This is a genomic window from Limnothrix redekei LRLZ20PSL1, assembly GCF_043235035.1.
Classification (GTDB): Bacteria; Cyanobacteriota; Cyanobacteriia; order CACIAM-69d; family CACIAM-69d; genus CACIAM-69d.
In genome coordinates this window covers 1-23,063 of the sequence record NZ_JAZAQF010000051.1, presented here as the reverse complement: position 1 = coordinate 23,063, position 23,063 = coordinate 1, and the positions used below count along the sequence as shown (strand labels likewise).

Below are 23,063 nucleotides of genomic sequence, written 5' to 3'. Positions count from 1 at the left end.
CTCAGCAGAAAACCGCGCAGGACAGGCGATCCTACACGGCTATTGGGTTGCAGCGTTGGCTGGCGCTGGGAAGTTGGCTAATGCTGGGAAAATGACTGAAAAACCTTTGGAAAACTCTCTGAGCAATTCCTAGCAATTTCCCTAGTCATTTCTCTAGAAAAATTGCTTTGAGGAATCAATTGGAGAGCACCAACCTATTGCGGCTCTATTGCTGCCGTTGGTTATTAGGCTGCCCTTGGTTATTGGGTTGTCCTTGCCGATTCCAGCCCTGGCCGCCTTGGTTATTAGGTTGCCCTTGCCGATCTCGACCGCCGGGCCCGCCTTGGCCGTTGGGCCCGCCCTGTCGCCGGCCGGGCCCGCGCTCCTGCATTCGTTGAGCCAATTGTTGCCGCTGGGCCGGGGTCAAAATTTCCCGCATCGCCAACATGCTTTCAAAGCGCAAATCACCCATTTTTTGCATTTCTGCCTGCAAGCGGTTGTGCTGTTGACGCAGTTGGTCGGCGCTGGCGCTGCCGGCCATCAGGCGGCCCATTTCTTGGCGAGCGGTGTCGATCGCGGTTCTTTGTTGATCCATGCGGCTGCGGAATTGCTCGCGCACTTGATCGAGTTTTTGGGTTTGTTCGGTGGTCAAGTTCAGGTCGCGCAACATGCCGCCGGGGCCACCCCGACCGCCCCGTTGACCACCGGGAGGGCCACCGTCTGGGCCGCCGGAGCCACCCGGGCCGGGGCGATCGTCCATTTGCGACATCCAATCATCATCGGGCCCCGCTTGGGCGTTGGCCAGGGGCACCAGGGCAGCGGTCCCCACGGTGGCGACGGCGGCCATGGCCATGAGGGTGATCTGAAGGCGATTCAAGTTCCAAAGCTTCATAATGACGAACTCCTGAGAGATGCTGATTAATCAGGGGCTAGAGGTAAGGTGTCCATTGATTGGGAAGCGCCATGGCTGAGAGCGATCGATTCACCAGCTTGGTCGGCTCCGTTTCCCAGGTGTGGGGGTCAAAACTCCAGGGCAGCGAGTCATCGGTGCTGGCCGTTTGGGTGGTGACGTTGCTGGGCGCGAGGGTCATGCCCCAGGTTTCGTTGATGAAGCTTTCGAGATCGGCTTCCGCAACGCTGGGGGCTGGGGCCTGAGTTCCCGGGCCCTGTTGGAAGAGGGCCCAACAGCCGATCGCGATCGCCCCCAAACTGCCTAACCACCATTGCCGATGGCGGCGGGCGGCCCGCAGTTGGCTGGCCTCAATTTCCAACAGCAGCGATCGCTCTAGACCCGGGGCTGCGGGCGGTGGGCTGGGGCGGTGTTGGCGCAAGAAGTTCACCAATTTGACATCCTCCTGACCGGAAGGGCCGGCAGCCGGATGGGCGGGCCGGCGGGGGTTGCCACCGGGGCGGGGTTGAGCGTTAGCCTCATCGGATGGGTGAGATGGGCGATCGGTCATAGTTCCACCCCCTGTTGCTGCAAAAACTGCCGAATTTGGGCCCGGGCGTAAAAGAGCCGCGATTTGACGGTTCCCACCGGAATTCCCAAAATTTCCGCCGCTTCCTTTTGCGAAACATCCTCGAGGTCACACAACACCAACACGGCCCTGGCCTCGAACCCCAAGATGGCCAGCGATCGCTGAACCAAATCTTGGTAGTGCAGTTGGCTGAGGGGGGATTTGTCTTGGGTTCGGGGATCGATCGCCTGTTCGATCGCCCGTTCCGACAAGTCAGGATCCGCCGTCGGCTCCAAGCGGCGGGCGCGGTTTTTGGCCAATTCCCGCCGCCGATCGCTGGCCACATTCCAAGTGATTCGATAAAGCCACGTGGAAAAGCTGGCCGACCCTCGAAAACGCGGCAACCCTCGCCAAACCCGCAGGAATACCTCCTGCACCAAATCATCTAAACCATCCGCATCACAGAGGGAATAGAGCGTGGCGCGTACTCGAGCTTGGTGTTGGCGATAGAGATGCTGGAAGGCCCGCGCGTCCCCACCAGCGGCCCGTTGCACGATCGAGTGATCGTCCGTAGCCACCGCCAAAACCGCCGTCCTTTGCCAGCGACCCAATTGAGCATAGAGAGCCTTTCCCAGCATTCAGCCCTTAAACCTAGAAATCCTAGAAACACTGCTGCTGGTGGCTTGTTTGCCCCTCCATGCTCGCAATGCTGTTGAATTGCTCCTTTGGACAGGGGGCTAGCGAAAAAGGTTCAGCGTTGGGGCAAAGTTTTTGGGGTGATTTTGAATAACGGTTTGTTGAATGGTTGGGCGAAAGGGCTGGGATGTTCTTGGGTTAGGGACTCTGGGGTATTTTGGGGAGGTATTTGGGGGAATGTTTGAGGGAAATTTGAAACAACTCTCCTGGGGCGTTTATCGATCGACCGGTAGGGCGATCGCCTGACGCAGCAACATCACTTGCCGACCGTCCACCACCATGGCCGTGAATCCCCGATCGCTCAAACGGCGCATCAACTCTCCCGCCGCTTTGCTGTCCGTGCTGCTCGATGCCAACAGATACGGGCGATCAGCATAGCTGGCTAATCCCACATCCCGGCTCAGAAAATCCCGTAACTCGCGAGCCACCGTCGGGTCGTCAAAATAATTCACCAACACTGCATAGCCGTTCCCCAATGCCGTGGGCTGAAAGGCCGCCGCCGCCCGCGCGCTGGGCGATTCGATCGCAAAAGCCTGCAACCCCGTGCGATCGCGCACATAATCGGCCCAAGCCTTGGCAATATTCAACGAGGGAAACCCTTCCAATCGCATCACCGCTTCCCCCACGTAGCGACAGGGTTCCGCCGATACATTCTGGGGCAACGCCGTGTAAAGCCGATCTTCCACATCCCGGCTGGCCCGGCGCACCAACAGCAAAAATTCACCGGACTGGGGCGGTTCGCACTCGGGCAAGTCTTCCCGAGTTTGGGCTTGGGCCAAAGGAATCAGGCCACCGGCCGCGATCGCCGCCAGGCTGGTTCCGATCACCAGGGATTGCCACAGGGGCCGCCATAACCGCTGTTTCAACATGGTTTTGAGGGTTAGATTCTGATGGTTGGGTTCAGGGGGGGGATGCTGAGGAATGGAATCTGGGGTGCAGTCTCCCAAGCCTAACCCGAGCGATCGTGAAAAACCGGACTTTCCCCTAAAAACCAATTCCCCCACATTTGGCAATCACCGATCAACGCCAGCAATCACCGATCAACACCAAAAGGGAGGATCCGCAGTCGAATCCTCCCTCTTCCCCAACGCACAGCCCTGGCCCAGACCAATGGGGGTATTCAGCCTTGCGCTGGTTACCGTAATCGCTTGTGCAGAACCTAGCTGGCCGAAACGGGAGCCAACGACTTTAACGGTTCCGGAATCGACTCAGAAGGCGCTTCAAACTGGCCCGTCGCCACATATTCCAACCGTAACCGCAACCAGGTGATGAAGGTGGGGTTGGTGGAAATGATCGCCGCCGACGGTTGGGGGCATTGCTCCTTCATTTCCTTGAACTCAGGAGCTTCCAGGAATGCCGGTTGCTCCACCAGCCAAAAATCAATTTCCTGTTCCCGCTCGTGATAGTTGCGCGTCCGTTCCTTGAGCACTTCTTCAAGGGGTTCTTCTTCCAGGAGAAAATGACGGCTAGCCAAACAGAAGTGATAGGTGGTCATTGGTTTTGGGGAGAGGTAGCAGGTTTACCAGAGGAATTTTAAGGATTTTGAAAACAGGCGCAGTCAACGGAAGTGCTAGCGACTTTGCATTTTAGCGGCCTGGCGATCGAATCGTTGGGCGATCGCACCCCTAGCGACGAAACTTTATATCCAACGCTGCCCGCTGCAAAATTTCCTGCATCTCGCGCACCGCTCGCTCCATGCCCACCAGCGCCGCCCGACTGACGATCGTGTGGCCAATGTTTAGCTCTTCCATGCCCTCAATGCAGGCCACTTCGTAGGTGTTCCAATAGGTCAAGCCGTGGCCCGCATTCACCCGCAAGCCCGCCTCCCGGGCCCGCCAAGCGCCTTGGGCCAAAATTCCCAGCTCCTTGCGCCGTTCTTCGGGGCTGTGGGCTTCTGCATAGCGACCCGTGTGCAGCTCAATGAATTTCGCGCCAGTTTTGGCAGAGGCTTCAATTTGCTTGCTGTCGGCATCAATGAACAGGCTGACGGGAATGTGGGCATCTTGCAGAGCTTCCACCACATCTCCGAGCCGATCGACTGCCCCCACCACGTCCAGACCGCCTTCAGTGGTCACCTCTTCTCGCCGCTCAGGCACGAGGGTCACGTAATCCGGCTTGATATCCAGGGCGATCGCCACCATCTCATCGGTCGCCGCCATTTCCAAATTCAGATGGGTGCGCACCGTTTGCCGCAACAGACGCACATCGCGCTCTTGAATGTGGCGGCGATCTTCGCGCAGGTGTACCGTAATCCCGTCCGCACCCCCCAATTCTGCCAAAACAGCCGCGGCCACCGGATCCGGCTCCACGGTGCGGCGGGCTTGGCGGATGGTGGCAATGTGGTCAATATTGACTCCGAGGGTCAGCAAGGGTATCGCCTCCGATATGTGAGCGAAAGAATGATGAATAACTAGCGGGATGACCAACGAACTGGGTCAGACTAGTGGACGCATCTGGATTGATGATTGTAGCGAATGTTGCCGATCGATTGGGCCGTTACGACGGATTGCCGGATTGCCGGTTGCTCGGGTTCAATGGTCAAGTCTGTTGCGTTTTAGCCTTCCGAATCTACGGCTTTCGAGCCTAGGGCTTCCGAGTCTAGGGCTGCTGAGCTTGAGCCTGCCGAGTTTCAAGAAACCCAACTAACCCATAAAAAAATCCCCATTCCCATTGGGAGCTGAGGATTTGGCATTGGGGTGCATCTATTTTCAAAAACTGATTGCTCGATCGCCCAAGGGTCATCCGGATGATTTAGCCACTTTCCTGGCTAATTGGCGGGGCGATCGGGTCAAGCCAGATAGCTCACGGAAACCTTTGGAGACTTTTTCATCACTACAGGGTGATGGGAAGCGGGGGCAACTCTGGATTGCCTTTCAACGGCTTCATTGCCTTGATATGCTTAGTCCAATGGGCAGAACCATTCAATTTCTTCGTCGATCCATTCAATTTCGTCGATCAACCCCATCTCGTTCCCTGTCGCACCTTGCTGCATCGTCCTCAGAGCCGGAGTCAACAGGATGGCAAACCCCGAGCACCTCGTGCTGATCGAGCAAGGTGCAGATGTTTGGAACCGCTGGCGACGCGCCAACCCCAACGTCTATCCCAACCTCCGCGAAGCCGATCTCAGCAAAGTTAACTTGCAGCAATTTGACCTCAGCCATGCGGATTTGTGTATGGCGAATTTGGAAGGGGCCAATTTGCAGCGGGCCAGCCTTCGCAAAACCAACCTCTACACGGCCAACCTATCGGGGGTGAACCTGCGGGAATCGGTGATGCGTCATGTGGACTTTCGCGAGGCAACCTTGCGACGGGCGGATCTGTGCATGAGTGTCGTGCGGGAGTCGGATTTTAGCCGGGCTGATTTGCGGGAAGCCAGTCTTTACACGGCCAACCTGAAGGGAATTAAGCTGCGGGAGGCGGATCTCAGCCGCTGCGATTTGCGGGAAGCGAACTTGGGCATGGCAGACCTGCGGGAGGCAAACCTGCGGGAAGCTAATTTGAGCCTAGCGATCGTCTGCTTGGCCAACTTGGTGGGGGCCAACCTATACTGCGCCAATATCCGCATGGCGAATCTCAGCTTGGCTAACCTCTGCATGGCCAGCTTGATGAGTGCCAACTTGGATGAGGCGACCCTGATTGGGGCGAATCTTATTGGGGCCAATTTGTATATGGCAACGCTGCGAGATGCCATTTTGCGGGAAGCGGATTTGCGGGAGGTGACCCTCAGCCAGGTGGATGTGTCCGGGGCGAATTTAATGTTGGCTAACCTGAGCATGGCAAATTTGCGAGAAGCGAAGTTCCATGGGGCGAATTTGGAAGGAGCCAATTTACACCGGGCGAATCTTTACTCGGCTTCCTTTGAGGGCGCTCTGATGGCGGCGGCGATTATGCCCGATGGCCACAAGCATGAGTGATGGGCCAAGGATTCCTGAATTATAAGAATTCCTGAATTAATCGTGAATTACGTCTTCCAAATCGCGCTATGATTACTAGTTTGGTTTTGAACAAAGAGCGGTAGGTGAGGCGTATGTCTCTTCCGGTGGTGGCGATCGTGGGACGGCCCAACGTGGGCAAATCGACCCTGGTGAATCGGTTCGCGGGGGATCAATCAGCGATCGTGTTCGACCAACCGGGGATCACGCGCGATCGCACCTATCGGCCGGCATTCTGGGGCGATCGGGATTTCCTGGTGGTGGATACGGGCGGGCTGGTGTTTGATGATGACACGGAGTTTTTGCCCCTGATCCGCGAGCAGGCGATGGCGGCCCTGTCGGAGGCGGCGGTGGCGATTTTTGTGGTGGATGGGAAGCAAGGCCCCACCGATGCCGATCGGGAAATTGCCGATTGGTTGCGTCGCCAACCGAAGCCGGTGTTGCTGGCGGTGAACAAGTGTGAATCACCGGATCAGGGCTTGGCTCAGGCGAGTCTGTTTTGGGAATTGGGATTGGGTGAACCCTTCGCGGTGTCGGGCATTCACGGCAATGGCACGGGAGATTTGTTAGATGCGGCGATTCGCTACCTGCCGCCCGTGGATCAGTTGCCGGAGGAACCGGAGCTGAACATTGCGATCGTGGGGCGGCCGAATGTGGGCAAGTCCAGTTTGTTGAATGCCTTTGTGGGCGAAAACCGGGCGATCGTCAGTCCCATTTCGGGAACCACTCGGGACTCGATCGACATGGTGGTGGAGCGTAATGGCAAGCGCTACCGGCTGATTGACACCGCCGGAATTCGCCGCAAGAAAATGATCGACTACGGCCCAGAATTTTTCAGCATCAATCGGGCCTTTAAGGCCATCCGTCGATCGGATGTGGTGTTGTTGGTGATTGATGTGTTGGATGGCATCACGGAACAAGATCAGCGCCTGGCGGGCCGGATTACCGATGATGGGCGAGCCTGTGTTTTGGTGGTGAATAAGTGGGATGCGGTGGATAAGGATTCCACCTCAATCTATGAATATGAGCGGGAATTGCGTAGCCGTCTCTATTTCCTAGATTGGGCGGAAATGATTTTCACCAGTGCCGTGACCGGTCAGCGAGTCCCGAAGATTTTGGAATTGGTCGATCGCGCCGCTGAGCAACATCGTCGCCGGGTTTCCACGGCCACAATCAATGAGGTGTTGGAAGATGCGCTGCGTTGGCACTCGCCGCCAACCACCCGCCAAGGCAAGCAGGGCAAGATCTATTACGGAACCCAAGTCAGCAGCCAACCACCAGCGATCGCCCTGTTTGTGAACGATCCCCACCGGTTCAACGACAACTATCGCCGCTACATTGAGGGCCATTTCCGTAAAGAATTGGGCTTTGAAGGCACTCCGGTGAAATTCTTCTGGCGCGGCAAAAAGACTCGCGACGCAGAACGCACCACAAACCGTGCAACCAGGGTCTAGACGGATCCGGAAGGCGATCGACGATCGCGGAACTAAAACAGAAGCACTACAACAGTAGTACAGCCATGCAAAACCCCGATTCGGGACAGCGCCCCCAAAATGCCCCCAAGGCATGAACAGGAGGGCCAGTCGTTCCGGGTCGAGTTTGGTTGGGCCCGTTGACCGGTGGGCCCGAACGTTGGATGGCGAAGGATTGCTAATGGGGCCCGGTGTGAGGCCATGGGGATCGAAATGAGTAAGCAAATGACGGCGATCGGGTGGATGGTGGTGCTGGCTGCGGGGGGCGTAATGGTCCAGTCGTCAGCACCCGTGATGGCGCGATCGATGCCCACAACCGATGCCATGACTGCCATAACTCGCCCCACGGTTGCTCCCGCTGCTCAGTTAACACAACGAATGCCTCCGGAGGGCCGCCCGATGGTTTCGCCCCAGCCCGATCGCCCGGTGGGCGGTCTCTATGCCCCCAATCCCGATGGCTCACTCGATCGGTTTGTGTTGGATAAAACCGAGGTGACCGCCCAGGTGACCGGTAACCTGTCGCGAGTGACGGTGCAACAGACCTTTACGAATCCGTTCGATCGCCCTTTGGAGGCGGTTTATGTCTTTCCACTGCCGGAAAATGCCGCCGTGGACGATATGGAAATTCGGATTGGCGATCGGGTGATTAAGGGAGACTTAAAAACCCGCGAAGAAGCCCGCCAAATTTATGAGCAAGCCCGCCAAGAGGGGCGCACGGCGGGACTGTTGGAGCAAGAGCGCGATAATATCTTTACCCAATCTTTGGCTAACATTCGCCCCGGGGAAGCGATCCAAGTCACCATTCAATACACCGAATCCCTGAGGTTTGAAGGGGGGGATTATGAATTTGTGTTCCCGATGGTGGTGGGGCCGCGGTATAACCCCGGCAACCTGATCGGCTCCAATGGCAACACGGATCAAGTGCCCGATGGTTCGCGGATTAATCCGCCAGTGTTGCCCCCCGGCAGTCGATCGGGCCATGACATTAGCCTTCGACTGTCGATCGATGCGGGCGTGCCGATCGAAGCGGTGCGATCGCCCTCCCACAAAATCGACTTCACCGGCAAGGGGCGCTTCACCGCCGTGCAACTGTCCCCAGCGGACTCAATTCCCAACAAAGACTTCATCCTGCGCTATCGGGTGGCGGGGGCCAATACCCAAGCCAGTGTGCTTACCCAAGGGGACGATCGGGGCGGTTTCTTTGGGCTATATCTGATCCCGGCGATTGGCTATCCCCAGCGGGCGATCGTGCCCAAGGATGTGGTGTTCTTGATGGACACCTCCGGTTCCCAACAGGGGCAGCCGTTGGCCAAGTCCAAGGAATTGATGCGCCGTTTCATCAATGGTCTGAACCCCAACGACACCTTCACGATCATTGACTTTGCCAATGCGGCCACCCGCTTGTCCGATCGCCCCTTGGCCAACACCGCCGCCAACCGACAGCGGGCCTTGGGCTACATCGAAGCCCTGCAAGCCAACGGCGGAACCAATCTGCAAGCGGGCATTGATGAGGTATTGCGGTTTCCAGCGGCCGAAGCGGGGCGATTGCGGAGTGTGGTGCTGCTGACCGATGGCTACATTGGCAACGATCGGGAGGTGATCGCCAGCGTTCAGCGCAATTTGAAACCCGGGAATCGGCTGTTTAGCTTTGGGGTGGGCAGCTCCGTCAACCGCTTTTTGCTCGATCGCCTGGCGGAAGTGGGACGCGGAACCCTGCAAGTGGTGCGTCAAGACGAAACCACCGAAGCCCCCGTAGAAAAATTCTTTCGCCAAATTGCCAACCCGGTGCTCACGGAGGTGCGGGTGCGCTGGGAAGGGCCCGGCCCCGGCCCAGATCTTTATCCGGCCGCCGCGCCGGATCTGTTTGCGGCTCAACCCTTGGTGATCTTTGGACGCAAGGCCGATCGCGCTCCCGGAACCCTGATCGTGACGGGCAGAACCGCCGGTAACCAACCCTTTGAGCAACGATTCAAGGTGGAGTTTAGCCAGAGCGATCGGCCGGCCATTGCTCAACTGTGGGCCCGGTCACGGATCAAAGACTTAATGAATCAGCTCTATGGCAACGAGGTGAAATCCCTGGTTGATCGGGTGGTTGAAACCTCCTTGGCCTATCGAGTTTTGTCTCAATACACCGCCTTTGTGGCCGTGAGTGAGGAAGTGCGTGTCAACCCGGATGGTTCAACCCAGCGGGTGACGGTTCCCGTGGAATTGCCAGAAGGAACCAGCTATGAAGGCTTCTTTGGCGCATCTGATCGCTCTGAGGCGGCCCGATCGGTGGGTGCTCCTCCACGTCCCACGGGTGGCCAAGGGGGCCGCAGCGGCTCGCAACCCGCGCCCCTCCCGATCGCCCCGCCGCCGCCCGCTGGGGAAGTGGAGGGCGATCTTACGTCTCCTTTGCCAACGGGCCCCACGGTGCAGATTGCCAGCGCACCGGGATTGGATCAACGGGCGATCGAGCAGCTCACGCAACACCTCAAACGCAATTTGCCGGCTAATCTGCGGGGGACGTTCGTGGTTACCCTTACCCTGGAACGCGGTTCCGTGGTGGGTGTGGTTTGGGATGACACGGTTTCCAGTGCCCTGACCCCTGAGCAAGCGGCTCAATTTCGGCAAGTGTTGCTGCGCTGGGCCAATGCGCCAACCAACTTGCGATCGCTTCAATTACAAGTGGAATTGCGCTAGGGGGATGTCGGAATAGCCAAAACTGCACAGCCAAAACTGCACAGCCAAAACCATGAACCTGATGGGATGCGTCGAGGTTAGGGGCTGGCTGGTGCAGGCGAGATCCACCGCTGCCAGGCACTAATTTGGGTTTGGGCGGCCTCGTAGGTGGTGGCTGCCCGGGGAATGCGGCGAGCCAATGCCACCGCACCGGGCAAGTCGCCGTTGGCCGCCTGCTGTTGGGCCAAAGCCAAAAGCTGCTGGCTCCAGCGGGCAATGTTACCGTCAGCCTGACTCCGCCAAGGGCTGTTGCGTTTGACTCGATCGGCCAGCAAAATGGCGCTCACGAGGCCGTCCGGACTGTTGGCGGTGGCGAGCTGTTGGGCCTCCGTGAGTTGTTGTTGATCTTGGCGCTGGGTTTGCCAACGGGCGATCGCCTGTTGGGCCTGGCGATAGAGCGATCGGCCACTGGCAATCTGGTTCGCCATGTCGATCGCCCCCGCGAGGTCGCCCCCCCGAGCCAGCTCCTCCGCCTGTTGCAAAATTGGCTCGTCCTGTCGCTGTTCCAACTCCGCTCGCCAAGCGGCCACCCGGCGACGGGCATCGGCGGCCAAAGGGCTTTCCGGTTCAATGCGCTGGGCTTGGGCGATCGCCTCGGCCCAACGCCCCTGGCCGGCCAGGGTTTCCGCTTGATCCAACAGGGGGCGATCGCGCAGTTCTTGAATTTGACGGCTCCAGTTGGTAATTTCCCGCCGCGCCAGGGCCGCCAAACCGCTGGTGTCCGGAATTTCCTGAGCCTGGGAAATGGCGTTGGTTAGGTCTACCAATGTGCCCGATTGGGCTAACTCTTTTGCTCGCTCCAACCGCGCTGCATCTTCGCTGTCCCGTCGCCATTGAGCAATTTTGGCCTGGGCCCGTTCATAGAGAGGTCGCCCTTCCGGAATTTTGCTGGCCTCCTCGATCGCCACTTCCAGATCCTTGGGCGTGCCCCCTTTGGCCGCCGTTTCCGCCGCTGCCAGGTTGCGTAAATCTTCCGCTTGGGCCCGCAACGATTCCCGATCGGGCAGCAAATCCGCCCACCGCAGCGCCGCCTCTCCATTACCGCGATCGATACTTGCCTGGGCCAGGGTCAGCACCTGTTCCGTTAAATCCGTGATTGTCTGTTGCGCAAGGGGATAAAGTCGCCGCCGTGCTTCAATGCCCCGCAGCAGTTCAAAGGCCTGCTCAAAGCGATCGGGATTGCCACCGTTTGCCAGCGCCAGGGCCCGGCGAATTCGTCCATCATCCTGGCGCGTTTCCGCAATCAGCACCCGCAGCTCATCGTGTTTGACCGTTGCCCAATAGCGCAGGGGGCCACTCACCAGCCGGTTAGCATTCCCGATCGCCGCATCCCACTTGCGTTGGTCGATCGCCCCAATCACCGCGTTATAAATGCCTTCTGCCTCCCGCCAGTCCCGCTCCCAGTCGGCCATCTGTGCTTTCACTTGGCCGTGATTGGGAACCGTTGTTGGGATCTGACGAGCAATTTTCAGCGCCTCTTCCAAGTTGCCCGCTTGCACGGCCCCATCCGCCAACCGCAGAATTTCCTCTACCCAAGCGACTAAGTAGCGATTCGCTTGGGGACGCAATTCGTGATCTGCCGGGAGCACCTCCACCAGGGCGATCGCCTCCAGCAAATCCCGCACCGTCCGCTTGTTGGCCGCCACTTCCGCGCAGTAAAGGCGCATGGAAGCCGAAGCCAGCGGCCAAAAGATGGCGGGGCAGTTGGGCAAGGCCGGAACCCTTAACAACAGGGCGATCGCCAGGGCCGTCACAACCAGCAACGCGCCACCAATGGCAGCCGACAGCACCAACCAAGAACGATGAGCAGGTTTGGGCGAAATCACAGTGACGCACTCGAGAAGGGACGCACTCGGCAAGGTTTGGATCGAACGAGTCGATCGCGTCCCGAATCTTAACCTTAGTGGAGAGATGACGGGGATCGCAATCAGCCAGCGGCACGGGCGATTTGCACGCAACCAGTGGCTAGCCAAGGCCACAATACCAACCAGAAAATTTCGTTTAATGAACTCAATTGGAGTTAATCAGATTCTGAAGCGCTTGCTCCAAAACGAAGGGCGAAATTTCTAGATCATGATAGAAGCTAACTTGGGATAAGGGTGATTGATCATCCAATGGAACAGCATCCCCGACTAAATAGGAATACTGAAAACCTAGTTGACCACTCAGTCGCCAATAGAAATGGCTAACATAGCTCGGAGCGAAGAATTCTAAAATACGGCTTTGAGGCTGGCTAAAAATCATATTAGTAAATGCTGCGCCATGGGGGCCAATGATGACTGATGCTTCGGCAAATAACTGAATTTGCTCGGTAAAGGAGAGTCCTTCGGGAACTGGCTCAAATCCCCATTTTTGAAGTACAGGCCGTAGCTGATTTTCGCTTAGGATACGGCGAGCGTGCGATCGCCCTAGATATAACCGCCTAGATTGGAGACGATTTGATGAACTTTTGGCTAAGAATATTTGACGCAACTTCTGAAGGCCTTCTCGACGACACTCAATTAGACCGTTGGCGTTGAAGGTTAACAGTAAGTCAGCTTGTAAATGGGGAATATCTTGGCTAGCAAGAATTTGGCTACGTGAAATGCCTAAGGACTCCAAACTTTGAATCTGAAATGGTAAATAGTCTGCATCAAAATACCAATAGTCAATGCATTTCCCCATGCTTTGGGCAAGATCTAAAAGATCGATCGCCTGGGGCAGAAATTCCGTGACCCAGTGAAAATAATTCCCTGTATGTTGTTTGGCAATGACGGCGACTGTGCCTTGGATGGGTTGTGGGGCAGGCAACCGATGGGAGGTGGCGATTAAGTGCTCCACCCCGATCGAAAGACCATCCACAACTGCTCCATCCCGATCCCAAAACACCCGATTGTAGGCATCAACCCAAACCCGGCCGTTGCTCAAAGCCCAACATTGTCGTGGCAGTTCTTGCAGGGGGCTGATAGCTGGGAAAGTGGCTGTGGGGCGATCGCGCAAAATGGATCGCGGCTCGGGTAATGCGTAGGGAGCCACTACGGGCCAGATCGCTAGTGGTTTCAAGTCCGCCGAGTCGCTGGCAGCTAAGGGCAACCGGGCGATCGGGAGCGGGGAACGGGGTGCAAATTCGTCCAGAATGCTGGCGGGCACCAATCGACAAAGACAATCTTTCGCTTCTGCGGGGCGATCAAGGGCCGTTAGGGCCCCAAACAGCAAGTTATAGGCAGCGTTATGGGCCGGTGCAATTTGCAATGACCAAAGACACCAGCGGGCTGCGAGGGTTGCATTGCCCTGGTGGATTAATTGGCGAACTTCGGGAATGAGCCGTTTCAAGGCAGCTTGCTCGAAGGCGGCGGCTTCGGTGGGTCGATCGCGCCGCCGCAGCCAACGACTCAGATCATCGAGGGTTTGCAGGGAAATGAGGGTGGGGTTCAGCGCGATCGCGTTCAGGAACTGCTCGATCGCCCCATTGTGCTCCCCCAGTTCCCATTGGAGTTTGCCGAGTTCCCAATGGGCGGTCGCCATTTGGGAGGGCTGGGGCAATCCTTGGGCGATCGCCTGGTTCCAGGCTTGGACGGCCGCTGGTCGGCGATCGGCTCCCCGCAGCGACTGGGCTAAGGAACTGTAGGCCAGGGCGGAATCAGGGGCCCACTGGATTGCCTGTCGATCGAGGGTGATCGCCTCTGGCCAGTTGCCCTGCTCACGACAAGCGGCCGCTCGATCAAGCAGCCGCTGTAGGTCTGGGGTGAGGTCTGATGCCGCCACAGGAACTAGCCGTTGATTAACCCTTAGAAAAACCAGCCGTAGGAATGTAGGCCCTTGCCCAGCAGGTTCACGCCCAAATAGCAAACCCAAACCACCACAAAGCCCAAGGCGGCCAGGATCGCCGGTTTGCGGCCTTGCCAGCCCTTGGTTAAACGGGCGTGGAGATAGGCAGCGAACACCAACCAGGTGATGAAAGCCCAGGTTTCTTTAGGATCCCAGCTCCAGTAGGATCCCCAAGCTTCGTTGGCCCACACGCCACCGGCAATGATGCCAATGGTGAGCAGGGGAAAGCCCAGCCCGATCGTCCGGTAGCTGATGTTATCTAGAGTGTCCGCCAGGGTCAACCGTTGGGGCGACAGATTCAGGGCGGTGGTGCTGTCAGTGGCGGGGCGATCGAGCAGGGCAACCCCGCTGGCTTCACCCCCGATCGACAGGGCGGCCGGTGCTTCAACGGCCGCCGTGCTGACCGCCAGCCGCGCCACCTTATCCCGAAAACTGCCCGTGCCCACGGAGCTACCGCGCAGGGTCACATTCTGCCCCTTCGTCACAATCAAAAAGGCGATCGCCAGCAACGACCCCACCATCAGGGCCGAATAGCTGAGCATCATCACGCTCACATGCATCATCAGCCAGTTGGACTTCAGGGCCGGAACCAACGGCTCAGCGGCCTGCATATTGTCCGGAAGGGACAGGGCCGCAAAGGCCGTGATCCCCATGGCCACGGGAGCTGTGACAATTCCAACCCAGCGGCTGCGGCTGTTGCGTTCGGTCAACAAATGGACAGCCGTGATCCCCCAAGCGAGGAAAAACAGCGATTCATATAAGTTGCTGAGGGGGAAATAGCCCGCCTCAATCCACCGTGCGCCCAACAATGCCGCCATGCAGAGGTTGGCGATCGCCATGCCAGCCGTGCCCAAGGATCCCAACAGAATCCATTGGGGAAACGCCGCCCCCACCCAATACAGCAGCATCGTCACCAGCAGGATGCCAAACGATGCGTTATCTAACCAGGTTTGCAGTACAACCAAATCCATAGCTTACGGCGGGTTTAAAAGCCCCTAGTAATCCCAACCATCCACCCTATCAACTCCCGATCGATTCCGTGCAAGTTTCGGCAGCGACGGCGGTTGACCGTGGCGGGATGTTGGGTTGGGGAAACGATTCGATCGCGGTGTTTTCTTCTCTATCGATTTTAGAGAACTAGGGAGCCAGAAAGTCTGGTCTTGGGGGGCAATCACCATTTGCGCCGCTGAACTGGGCCTTGGGGCCAGGCCGATCGGGGCCGGTAAACTAACAAACAAGCCCCTGACTGCTGTTCCCGATCGCCCAACCAGTCAGGCCATTCCGACCTATGACCCCCCCTTCTTCTGATCGCCCCGATTCATCCAATATCTCCGAACCGGAACCACCTCAGCCTCCCCAAGCACAACAGATCGCCCAAAAGCGGGCGATCGCGTTTCTAACCCTGGATATTCAGCGGGTGAAAGCAGCAGCGACAGAATTGCTCGAAAAGCTAGAGGCGGTGCGGACGGGGGAATTGGACGGTTGGGAGCGATTGGGTAATGCCTATTATTTGAATCTATCGGGCGATCGCGCCACGATTGAAGACACGGTGGATGACGAATCGCCAAGTTGCACCCTGTCGATCGAGGAATTTGCCCAACTCGTTCAGGATTGGATTATTAATCTTAAGGCGAACGAAACGGATGAGAATTTCTGATGGCCGCTAGGGACTAATCCAGTAGAATATCGTAACTAAAATGTCCTTTCTGCCTTCTCTGCCCTGGCTCTCTCTTCGGCAATTTTGGTTCTGTTTTCTGAGCTATTTACTCTTGAGCACTCTGCTGTTCATGGGTAGCTCATTCACTATGCTGGCTTGGATTGTTTATTTATTTTTTCTCTTGCCATTCTATGGATTTTTAATTCTGTTGCTGGCTGCCTTAACCGGTCGATATCGTGGATATCGGTTACAAGTCAAGCCGTTATTTTTAGTCTTGGTTCTGGTTAGCCAAATTTTGGCAATTATTGTGAGTCCGGGGAATTGCTATGGCTTCAAGCAAGGCAATCAATGCTATAGCCTGGCTCAGGTTTGGTGGGGAAATTTAGGCGAAATCAGTTCTCAAAATCAACCGCCCCATTGGAGTGCGATCGAGCAATCCTTTTTGCCCCTTCTGGTAATTTACGGTTTTCTGTTAGTGCTATCAATTAGTACGCTCAGGCGATCTAGTCGATAAACAAGGGGCTTGAGGGCCGGTCGTCATTGTCTAGGATTAGGCAGAAACGATTGATTCTCCATGTCTCAGTCGTTGTCGCAAGGGGCTTAAGCCCCTTGTCCCTCACGATTTTCTCACGGTGGAATCAAGGTTTCAGGAAATTTGACGACAAGCCCTAAGATCTTAGTTTTAAGCCCCTTGTTCTGAAAATTGAGTGGAAGTTTTTGCGTGATGCTAGCGTGCGGTTTTGAAGTCGAAGTTGAGCAATTAAACCCTACAGCAAACCAGCGTTAGCCAAACCCAAAATCATTCCTGCTCCCAACAGGTGACCAAAGCTTGCGGTTGCCAACAATTCCGGAATCCCAAACCCGGTGAAAATGGCAGGCAAAGGCAAGGGCAAGGTGGGGCCAACGCCGCGCTTTTGGATCGCGTAGTAACCAATGACGATCGCGAATACATTGCAGGTGATCATGATGATCCCTACATTGGGCGACCATTCAGCGGTGGTGGCGGTGGCCAAAAGATTTTGAATCGTGAATAGATTAAACAAGGGTCGTTCCTCCAAGGATTCAGAATGCTAAAGCCATGAATTGCTAAAGCTATCAATTGTTGAGAATTATTAACAGAAATTGCTCAAGAGCAAAGAGTTAAAAATCCAATGGAAATTGATATTGTAAACAGGTTGTGAAGGAATCGGGCTGCTGGGGACTGCTGGTTGGATCAAAAATGGTACCCATGATTGGTGCAAATTCATGATTCAAATTCATGACCCATTGATAGTTCATTGACGGCTCATGAATAGCCCATGAATGGTTCATAAATAGCTCAAGTTGCCATGGCTGAACCATTGCAGCCTGCTGACTCCCCACAGCGGAAACCGGCCAAATTATAGAAACCCGATCTCAGGGGTAGACAGCCCTGTTATTAAGACTTAACAGAAGTTTCGGTAGACTTTAACAGTACTCAACATTGCCAATCTCAGGGTTTCTGGACAACAAAGCCCTATTACAACGCTCAGGCTTGGAATTTTTCGGAATTTTTGCTGATGCTCGTCAAAATTTGCGGACTAAAGGATCCTGACCAGGCGGTGGCGATCGCCCGTTTAGGCGCTTGGGCGATCGGGTTTATTGCTGTGCCCGCTTCGCCGCGCCATGTCAGTCCGGCGCAAATGCGCTTGGTGAGCGATCGGCTGGTGGAGACGGGCTGTGCAGTGGAGCGGGTGGGCATCTTCGCGAACACGGATCTCGACACGATTGCCGAAACCGTGACCACAGGCAACCTGACGATCGTGCAATTGCATGGGGATGAGTCCCCTGAGTTTTGCGAAGCGGTACGATCGCGCTTGCCCCATCAAACCCTTTGGAAAGCGCTGCGGGTGCGATCGGCGGAAACCCTCGATTTAGCAGGGGCCTACGCAACGGCGGTGGATGCCCTGTTGTTGGATGCTTACCGGCCTGAAGCCTTGGGTGGTACGGGCCACACCCTGGACTGGCAACGGTTGCAAGCTTGGCGATCGCCCTTGCCTTGGTTTTTGGCGGGTGGCATTACTCCCGATAACGTACTCCAAGCGATCGACACCCTGGCCATGGCTGCCCCGATCGGGATTGATCTGTCGAGTGGGGTAGAGCGGGGGCCCGCTGATAAAGATCTCGATCAGGTGGCTCGGTTGTTTCGGGTGTTGCGCCAACGGTTGCCCTTGGCCGCGTCGGTCACCGATCGCCCCTTGGAGTCTTAAGGGCTGAGCTAAAGGGTTAATCAACGGCTGGGCTAATCGCTGCCGTCGTCATTGGTTGGGCCAACAGGATGATAGCCGGTGAATTCGGCCACAATCGCCCGCAAGGCTTGATGATCCAGCGGCTTGCTGAGATAGCCCTGCATCCCGGCGGCTAAACAGCGCTGGCGATCGTGCTCCATGGCCAGGGCCGTGGCCGCCACCACGGGTAAATCCTGCCAACGTTCATCACTGCGGATTTGCTGCAAGACCGCCAGCCCGTCCATATCCGGTAGTTGGATATCCAGCAATACCAAATCCACCGGGTGACTGTCTAGCCAGTCGATCGCCCGCCAACCGTCTGGGGCGATCGCCACGCCACAACCCCAACTGCTCAACAGGTCTTGCAGTAACTTGGCATTGGTCGGATCGTCTTCAACAACCAAAATTTGCGGCGGCCGGGCCTGTTCTGCCGCCATCACTCGCGCTGCCGATGCGCCGGGTTGAATGGCCGGTGCGGGCGATCGACCGGAAGACACAAAGGCTAAGGGCAACCGAATCGTGAAGGTGCTGCCTTGGCCCAGCTTGGATTCAAAGTCCACAGAGCCGCCGTGTAATTCTGCTAACTGTCGGGTGAGGGACAGGCCCAACCCCGTGCCCTGGTGCCGACGAGAGAGGGAATTATCCAGTTGATGAAAGGGTTGGAACATGACGGTGCGGGCTTCTTCGGGAATTCCGATGCCGTGATCCCACACGCAAAAATGCACGTAGCCGCCTCGCTCGATCGCCTCAAGGCCAATTTCGCCCCCCTCATGGGAAAACTTGACCGCATTACTGAGCAGGTTCAGCAGCATTTGGCGCACACGCACCTCATCAGCCATCAGGGGTTGCAAGCGCTTGGGAATCCGTTTGCGAATCCGAATATCCCGATCGGCCGCCTGCTGACTGACTAGGGCCAACGCCGAATCGCAAAGGGTGGGCACATCGATCGCCTCGATCGCCAGCTCAATTTGGCCCGCCTCAATTTTGGACAGATCCAACACGTCATTAATCAAACTGAGCAGGTGATCACCACTCTTGCGAATTTGCTCAATATAAACCATCTGTTTTTCGTTCAGGGGCCCATAGAGCTGCTGTTTCAGCAGAGAAGAAAAGCCCAAAATAGCCGTCAGCGGTGTGCGCAACTCATGGGACATGTTGGCCAAAAAGGCGGATTTCAATTGGCTGGCCCGCTCCAATTCCAGGTTTTTGGCCGCTAACTCTGCTTGGGTTTGCTTTTGATCACTGATGTCGCGGGTGACGATCGAAAAGGCCACGGGACGGCCCTGCTCGTCGGGCACGGGCCCCACAGAGACCAACGCAGGGAACCGATCGCCCCCTTGGCGCTGGCAAATGACTTCCCCGCTCCAACCGCCGTCGATCGCCTGCTGCACCAGCCAATGCACTTGTTTTGCGCCTGCTTCTGGATAAAAAGCCGCTGCATTTTGGGGGCGGTTGGGCCCCGTGATCCAACCAAAAACCCGATCGGTCGCCGGGTTCGCATAGATTAAGCCTCCCTGCAAGTCTGCGATCGCAGTGCTGTCGTGGGTTGATTCCAGGGCCCGCACAAACATCTGCACCTGTTGTTCTGCCTGCTTGCGATCGGTGATGTCCCGCGCAATGCCCAAGCCACCAATCAACTCTCCCCCCGCATAGAGCAAACGCCCGTTCACCTGCATGTGAATTTCTCGACCGGCGCGATCGAGCAGCGCAAACTCAAAATCCATCAGCTCGCCCGTGTGCAACAGGTTGGCAAAGGCCTGGCCCGTGGGTTCCTGAAAAGCCGGAGCCACAAAGTCCATGTAGGGGCGGCCGCGCCATTCGCCCGGTTCAATCCCCAACAGCCGCTCTCCGTAGGGATTAATAAACACCAGTCGCCCCAGCAGATCCACCGCATACACCATGTCATTGGCGGTTTCCACATAGGCCCGAAACAGCCCCTCGGAGTTAAAGGGATCGACTTCTGTGGGTTCCTGCGTTCGATCCAAGTTGATGCCATAGGGCTTGGGTGGCGGCCCGGCGGTTGGGTGATCGCGCCATTGGGCCAGTTGTTGTTCCAACTCATGCACACGCTTCTGGAGGCGGGCGTTTTCGGCTTCGAGGGTCATGGAGAGACGGGGAAGAAACAAACAACGGGGCAATCATCGATCAGAGTCGCTACGATCTAAGCTAATACAGGCTTCGATCGACCCCTAATCGACTACTGAATCGCTTCACGATCGCCCGCCGTTAATCCGCCCAATTTCCAAGCCCCCACGCCCGATCGCCCGCTTGGCCAGTGGCGACGGCGCATGGGAGTTTGTTCGGCCCTTTGTCCTGAGACTTGACCATGGCTCCCGCCCCGATCGCCCTGAACACCGCCGCCCAAACCGATTCGCAGATTTTGCAGTCCCGCCCCGATCGTCAGCCCCTGCCGCCGCTGTTGGGTGGCTCCCTCACGGAACTCACCCAATGGGTGAAAGACCAGGGCCAGCCCGCCTATCGTGCCAAGCAGTTGCACCAATGGATCTACGAACGCGGGGCCCGATCGCTGATGGATATCACCGTCTTCCCCAAAAACTGGCGGGAAGCAGCCGCCGACATCCCGATCGGTCGATCAGAGCTGCACCACCGCTCCGAAAGCCATGACGGAACCGTGAAGTTCCTGCTGAAGATGACCGACGGGCAAATCGTCGAAACCGTGGGCATTCCCACCCGCGATCGGCTGACGGTTTGCGTCTCATCCCAAGTGGGCTGCGCCATGGCCTGTGACTTTTGCGCCACGGGCAAGGGCGGCTTTGTGCGGAACCTGTCGCGATCGGAAATTCTGGATCAGGTGCTGACCGTCCAAGAAGACTTCGATCGCCGGGTCAGCAATGTGGTGTTTATGGGCATGGGTGAACCGCTGCATAACCCCGCCGCTGTGCTGAGTGCAACGCGATCGCTCAACCAAGACATCGGCATCGGCAAGCGCTACATCACTATTTCCACCGTGGGCATTCCCGGCCGGATTCGGCAGCTCGCCAACGAACGGTTGCAAGCCACCCTGGCCGTCAGCCTCCACGCGCCCAACCAAGAAATTCGCGAGTCGATCGTCCCCAGCGCCGCCCAATACCCGATCGAAGAGCTGATCGAAGACTGCCGCGACTACGCCGCCGAAACCGGCCGCCGCGTCACCTTTGAATACATCCTGTTGGCGGGGGTCAACGACAGCCGCGACTGTGCCGCCGAGTTAGCGGAGTTGTTGCGCGGGTTCCAAGCCCACGTCAACCTAATTCCCTACAACCCGATCGCGGAGGTGGACTACCAGCGCCCCGACCCGATGCGCGTGCGGGACTTCATGCAAACCCTGGACGATCGCCGCGTCGCCGTCAGTGTCCGCCGCACCCGGGGCCTGGAATCGGACGCAGCCTGTGGCCAACTCCGTGCCAACCTGGGCAAAACCACCGGCAAAATCGGCCGCTTTGGGGGCGATCGCACTCCCCGCCGCTAGAATATCCAAGCCAGGAATGGGGTTAAGCTTAAAAGCAAAACCCCTATTCCAATTCGTACAGCGCTGAAAGTACTTTCAGTCAAAAACTTTATGGCGAAGAACCATCTAGACAACCTAACTATCCATAAATTCCGAGGACTCCGCGATCTAGAACTCAAAGATCTCGGTCAAGTCAATCTATTAGTAGGCGAGAATAACTGTGGTAAAACCAGTGTCCTCGAAGCTGTCAACCTTTACTGCAATCCATTAGACCTACGGGAATGGATTTCTACTATCAGAAGACGAGAAGGTGACGTGCTGCGTTTTGCTTCATCACCTATTGAGTTACTGCAATGGATATTCGCATATGAGATTGATTCAGATCAAGAAGTCATAAATCAAGGGAAAATCTCTATTGATGGACTGGGAAAGTTTATTGTCAGAAACTTGGATGTATCTTGTGAAGCGATTGAAGAAATTCAGTTAACTGGATCTGATGAAGAGCAAAGTCCTTCGTCTGAAGACGATGTAATGTATGACGGCAAAGGATCTGACTTGCGTCGCGGGATTGAACTAAATATCAATCTAAGTATCGAAAGTGAGCAAGTGCAGCTATGGAGTCAATTCAAGGAACTGGCTCCTGTTAAAATTCAGTTATGGGAAAATCAAGCACTACGATTAGGCTCTGCAAAAAGTAAATCCTACAGACTCTCAACATCAAATATTACGCTACCGTCTCATCGTTCCGAAACTGCTCAGGCTTTGCTCTATTCAGCAGCAATGTTTGATGAATTACAAGAGCATATCAAGCAAGATATCGTAGATATAATGCAAGAACTTGATCACAATATACAAGACATCTTAATGGTCTACTCTCGCCCTCAAGGCGAGGCTACATCCCGTAGACCAAAGCTACACATTCGCCATACAAAACTTGGACTTGTTCCTGTCAGTATCTTTGGTGATGGAGTTCGCCGATGGCTACATATTGCTCTGACAATTTTTCAAGCCAAAGATGGAATTTTATTGATTGATGAGATTGAGTCCGCTATTCACACAGAGGCTCTTCAAAATATCTTTGCAATGATTGCAAAATGGTCAAAGAAACTGAATGTTCAAGTTTTTGCTACAACACATAGCTTGGAAGCGATCGATGCCATGATTGATGCTGCTGATTCAGCATCAGATTTGGTTTTATATCGATTAGAGCCAACTGAGACCAAAACCAGAGTTGTCCGCCACGACTGGGAGCGCCTCAAGCGCTTGCGTGAAAACTTGGGTCAGGAGGTGCGCTGATGGAGCGTCGTTGCATCATGATTATCGTTGAAGGCCCCAATGATCAGGCATTTCTTCGGCGAGTTTTAGCGGTTGCCTTCGGCTTGAAAGAATTCAATGGCGAAGAGTCAGAGTTAAGTGAAATTAGCCCTTTTTGGGAGCATTGGAAACCTAAATACCCAAAAGTCATTAAGAAAAGCGAAAAGCAAGGCAAAGAGAAATCGACTTCAAAAATAGCAAGGACGGACTTAGAGCTGATTTATAAATCAATTATTAAGCATCTAGAGCAGCCAATCTTCTCACCATCAAATGCATTAAGCAGCCATAGATCATCCCTTCACTCGTCTCCGAATACAACTCATAGTCCTTGCTC

Annotated in this window: 19 protein-coding genes and 1 pseudogene; 9 read left to right on the top strand and 11 right to left on the bottom strand. The window is 56.1% G+C overall.

The window, feature by feature from the left end; all coding sequences use genetic code 11:
- Positions 1–205: 205 nt before the first annotated feature.
- The 6 genes from VPK24_RS08870 to VPK24_RS08845 form a co-directional block, all read right to left on the bottom strand.
- Entirely contained in the window at positions 206–871 is a 666-nt protein-coding gene (locus tag VPK24_RS08870) for a Spy/CpxP family protein refolding chaperone (protein WP_393012263.1), read from the bottom strand.
- Between the two features lie 37 nt (positions 872–908).
- Positions 909–1,439, bottom strand: a complete 531-nt coding sequence (locus tag VPK24_RS08865) for a hypothetical protein (protein WP_393012261.1) — start codon at positions 1,437–1,439, stop codon at positions 909–911.
- Positions 1,436–2,074 (bottom strand): sigma-70 family RNA polymerase sigma factor, encoded by a 639-nt coding sequence (locus VPK24_RS08860; protein WP_393012260.1) that lies wholly within the window; start codon positions 2,072–2,074, stop codon positions 1,436–1,438. Before VPK24_RS08860 ends, VPK24_RS08865 begins: the two co-directional genes overlap by 4 nt.
- A gap of 273 nt (positions 2,075–2,347) precedes the next feature.
- Positions 2,348–3,001 (bottom strand): hypothetical protein, encoded by a 654-nt coding sequence (locus VPK24_RS08855; protein ID WP_393012259.1) that lies wholly within the window; start codon positions 2,999–3,001, stop codon positions 2,348–2,350.
- Positions 3,002–3,291: 290 nt separating this feature from the next.
- Complete coding sequence (locus VPK24_RS08850; RefSeq protein ID WP_190526054.1) at positions 3,292–3,627, bottom strand: MgPME-cyclase complex family protein; 336 nt, start codon at positions 3,625–3,627, stop codon at positions 3,292–3,294.
- 130 nt (positions 3,628–3,757) lie between these two features.
- The gene (locus VPK24_RS08845; RefSeq protein WP_393012257.1) at positions 3,758–4,501 is read right to left on the bottom strand and encodes a pyridoxine 5'-phosphate synthase; all 744 of its coding nucleotides are present in this window, start codon (positions 4,499–4,501) and stop codon (positions 3,758–3,760) included.
- 648 nt (positions 4,502–5,149) lie between these two features.
- Between VPK24_RS08845 and VPK24_RS08840 the strand changes: the two genes are divergently transcribed.
- The 3 genes from VPK24_RS08840 to VPK24_RS08830 all read left to right on the top strand — a co-directional run bounded on the left by VPK24_RS08840 (position 5,150) and on the right by VPK24_RS08830 (position 10,218).
- Positions 5,150–6,046 carry a pentapeptide repeat-containing protein gene (locus tag VPK24_RS08840; protein ID WP_099533004.1) on the top strand — a complete coding sequence of 299 codons (897 nt, stop codon included), beginning with the start codon at positions 5,150–5,152 and terminating at the stop codon, positions 6,044–6,046.
- A gap of 113 nt (positions 6,047–6,159) precedes the next feature.
- A complete protein-coding gene (gene der, locus VPK24_RS08835) occupies positions 6,160–7,518 on the top strand; it encodes a ribosome biogenesis GTPase Der (protein WP_393012254.1) in 1,359 nt (452 codons plus the stop codon).
- Between the two features lie 231 nt (positions 7,519–7,749).
- A complete protein-coding gene (locus tag VPK24_RS08830) occupies positions 7,750–10,218 on the top strand; it encodes a VIT domain-containing protein (protein WP_393012252.1) in 2,469 nt (822 codons plus the stop codon).
- 77 nt (positions 10,219–10,295) lie between these two features.
- Here VPK24_RS08830 and VPK24_RS08825 read toward each other — a convergent pair whose 3' ends face one another.
- The 3 genes from VPK24_RS08825 to ccsB all read right to left on the bottom strand — a co-directional run bounded on the left by VPK24_RS08825 (position 10,296) and on the right by ccsB (position 15,035).
- Complete coding sequence (locus VPK24_RS08825) at positions 10,296–12,083, bottom strand: chromosome segregation ATPase (RefSeq protein WP_393012250.1); 1,788 nt, start codon at positions 12,081–12,083, stop codon at positions 10,296–10,298.
- Positions 12,084–12,267: 184 nt separating this feature from the next.
- Positions 12,268–14,001 (bottom strand): glycosyltransferase 61 family protein, encoded by a 1,734-nt coding sequence (locus VPK24_RS08820; protein ID WP_393012248.1) that lies wholly within the window; start codon positions 13,999–14,001, stop codon positions 12,268–12,270.
- A gap of 23 nt (positions 14,002–14,024) precedes the next feature.
- Entirely contained in the window at positions 14,025–15,035 is a 1,011-nt protein-coding gene (ccsB, locus tag VPK24_RS08815) for a c-type cytochrome biogenesis protein CcsB (protein WP_190526063.1), read from the bottom strand.
- A 317-nt stretch (positions 15,036–15,352) separates the two neighbouring features.
- Between ccsB and VPK24_RS08810 the strand changes: the two genes are divergently transcribed.
- Together VPK24_RS08810 and VPK24_RS08805 are read left to right on the top strand one after the other, a co-directional pair.
- Positions 15,353–15,721 (top strand): hypothetical protein, encoded by a 369-nt coding sequence (locus VPK24_RS08810; RefSeq protein ID WP_393012246.1) that lies wholly within the window; start codon positions 15,353–15,355, stop codon positions 15,719–15,721.
- A 130-nt stretch (positions 15,722–15,851) separates the two neighbouring features.
- On the top strand, positions 15,852–16,235 hold the full coding sequence (locus VPK24_RS08805; protein WP_393012244.1) for a hypothetical protein: 384 nt from the start codon (positions 15,852–15,854) through the stop codon (positions 16,233–16,235).
- Positions 16,236–16,488: 253 nt separating this feature from the next.
- On the opposite strand, the gene psaK is transcribed toward VPK24_RS08805, so the two are convergent.
- Entirely contained in the window at positions 16,489–16,764 is a 276-nt protein-coding gene (gene psaK / locus VPK24_RS08800) for a photosystem I reaction center subunit PsaK (RefSeq protein ID WP_393012242.1), read from the bottom strand.
- 495 nt (positions 16,765–17,259) lie between these two features.
- Between psaK and VPK24_RS08795 the strand changes: the two genes are divergently transcribed.
- Entirely contained in the window at positions 17,260–17,949 is a 690-nt protein-coding gene (locus VPK24_RS08795; RefSeq protein ID WP_393012240.1) for a phosphoribosylanthranilate isomerase, read from the top strand.
- 32 nt (positions 17,950–17,981) lie between these two features.
- Here the strand turns inward: VPK24_RS08795 and VPK24_RS08790 are convergent, their stop codons facing one another.
- Positions 17,982–20,072 (bottom strand): hybrid sensor histidine kinase/response regulator, encoded by a 2,091-nt coding sequence (locus VPK24_RS08790; protein ID WP_393012238.1) that lies wholly within the window; start codon positions 20,070–20,072, stop codon positions 17,982–17,984.
- A gap of 221 nt (positions 20,073–20,293) precedes the next feature.
- On the opposite strand from VPK24_RS08790, the gene rlmN reads away from it, so the two are divergent.
- The 3 genes and pseudogenes from rlmN to VPK24_RS08775 form a co-directional block, all read left to right on the top strand.
- Positions 20,294–21,436, top strand: a complete 1,143-nt coding sequence (gene rlmN, locus VPK24_RS08785) for a 23S rRNA (adenine(2503)-C(2))-methyltransferase RlmN (RefSeq protein WP_190526076.1) — start codon at positions 20,294–20,296, stop codon at positions 21,434–21,436.
- Between the two features lie 90 nt (positions 21,437–21,526).
- Positions 21,527–22,711, top strand: coding sequence for an AAA family ATPase (locus VPK24_RS08780; protein ID WP_393012235.1), 1,185 nt, complete (start codon positions 21,527–21,529; stop codon positions 22,709–22,711).
- A pseudogene (locus tag VPK24_RS08775) lies at positions 22,711–23,063 on the top strand (hypothetical protein); the annotation flags it as partial. The gene VPK24_RS08780 and the pseudogene VPK24_RS08775, both read left to right, overlap by 1 nt.

Coding starts and splice junctions, on each gene's coding strand:
- VPK24_RS08870 (WP_393012263.1), bottom strand. CDS start 871: ATGAAGCTTTGGAACTTGAATCGCCTTCAGATCACCCTCATGGCCATG.
- VPK24_RS08865 (WP_393012261.1), bottom strand. CDS start 1,439: ATGACCGATCGCCCATCTCACCCATCCGATGAGGCTAACGCTCAACCC.
- VPK24_RS08860 (WP_393012260.1), bottom strand. CDS start 2,074: ATGCTGGGAAAGGCTCTCTATGCTCAATTGGGTCGCTGGCAAAGGACG.
- VPK24_RS08855 (WP_393012259.1), bottom strand. CDS start 3,001: ATGTTGAAACAGCGGTTATGGCGGCCCCTGTGGCAATCCCTGGTGATC.
- VPK24_RS08850 (WP_190526054.1), bottom strand. CDS start 3,627: ATGACCACCTATCACTTCTGTTTGGCTAGCCGTCATTTTCTCCTGGAA.
- VPK24_RS08840 (WP_099533004.1), top strand. CDS start 5,150: ATGGCAAACCCCGAGCACCTCGTGCTGATCGAGCAAGGTGCAGATGTT.
- der (WP_393012254.1), top strand. CDS start 6,160: ATGTCTCTTCCGGTGGTGGCGATCGTGGGACGGCCCAACGTGGGCAAA.
- VPK24_RS08830 (WP_393012252.1), top strand. CDS start 7,750: ATGAGTAAGCAAATGACGGCGATCGGGTGGATGGTGGTGCTGGCTGCG.
- ccsB (WP_190526063.1), bottom strand. CDS start 15,035: ATGGATTTGGTTGTACTGCAAACCTGGTTAGATAACGCATCGTTTGGC.
- VPK24_RS08810 (WP_393012246.1), top strand. CDS start 15,353: ATGACCCCCCCTTCTTCTGATCGCCCCGATTCATCCAATATCTCCGAA.
- VPK24_RS08805 (WP_393012244.1), top strand. CDS start 15,852: ATGGGTAGCTCATTCACTATGCTGGCTTGGATTGTTTATTTATTTTTT.
- VPK24_RS08795 (WP_393012240.1), top strand. CDS start 17,260: ATGCTCGTCAAAATTTGCGGACTAAAGGATCCTGACCAGGCGGTGGCG.
- VPK24_RS08790 (WP_393012238.1), bottom strand. CDS start 20,072: ATGACCCTCGAAGCCGAAAACGCCCGCCTCCAGAAGCGTGTGCATGAG.
- rlmN (WP_190526076.1), top strand. CDS start 20,294: ATGGCTCCCGCCCCGATCGCCCTGAACACCGCCGCCCAAACCGATTCG.
- VPK24_RS08780 (WP_393012235.1), top strand. CDS start 21,527: ATGGCGAAGAACCATCTAGACAACCTAACTATCCATAAATTCCGAGGA.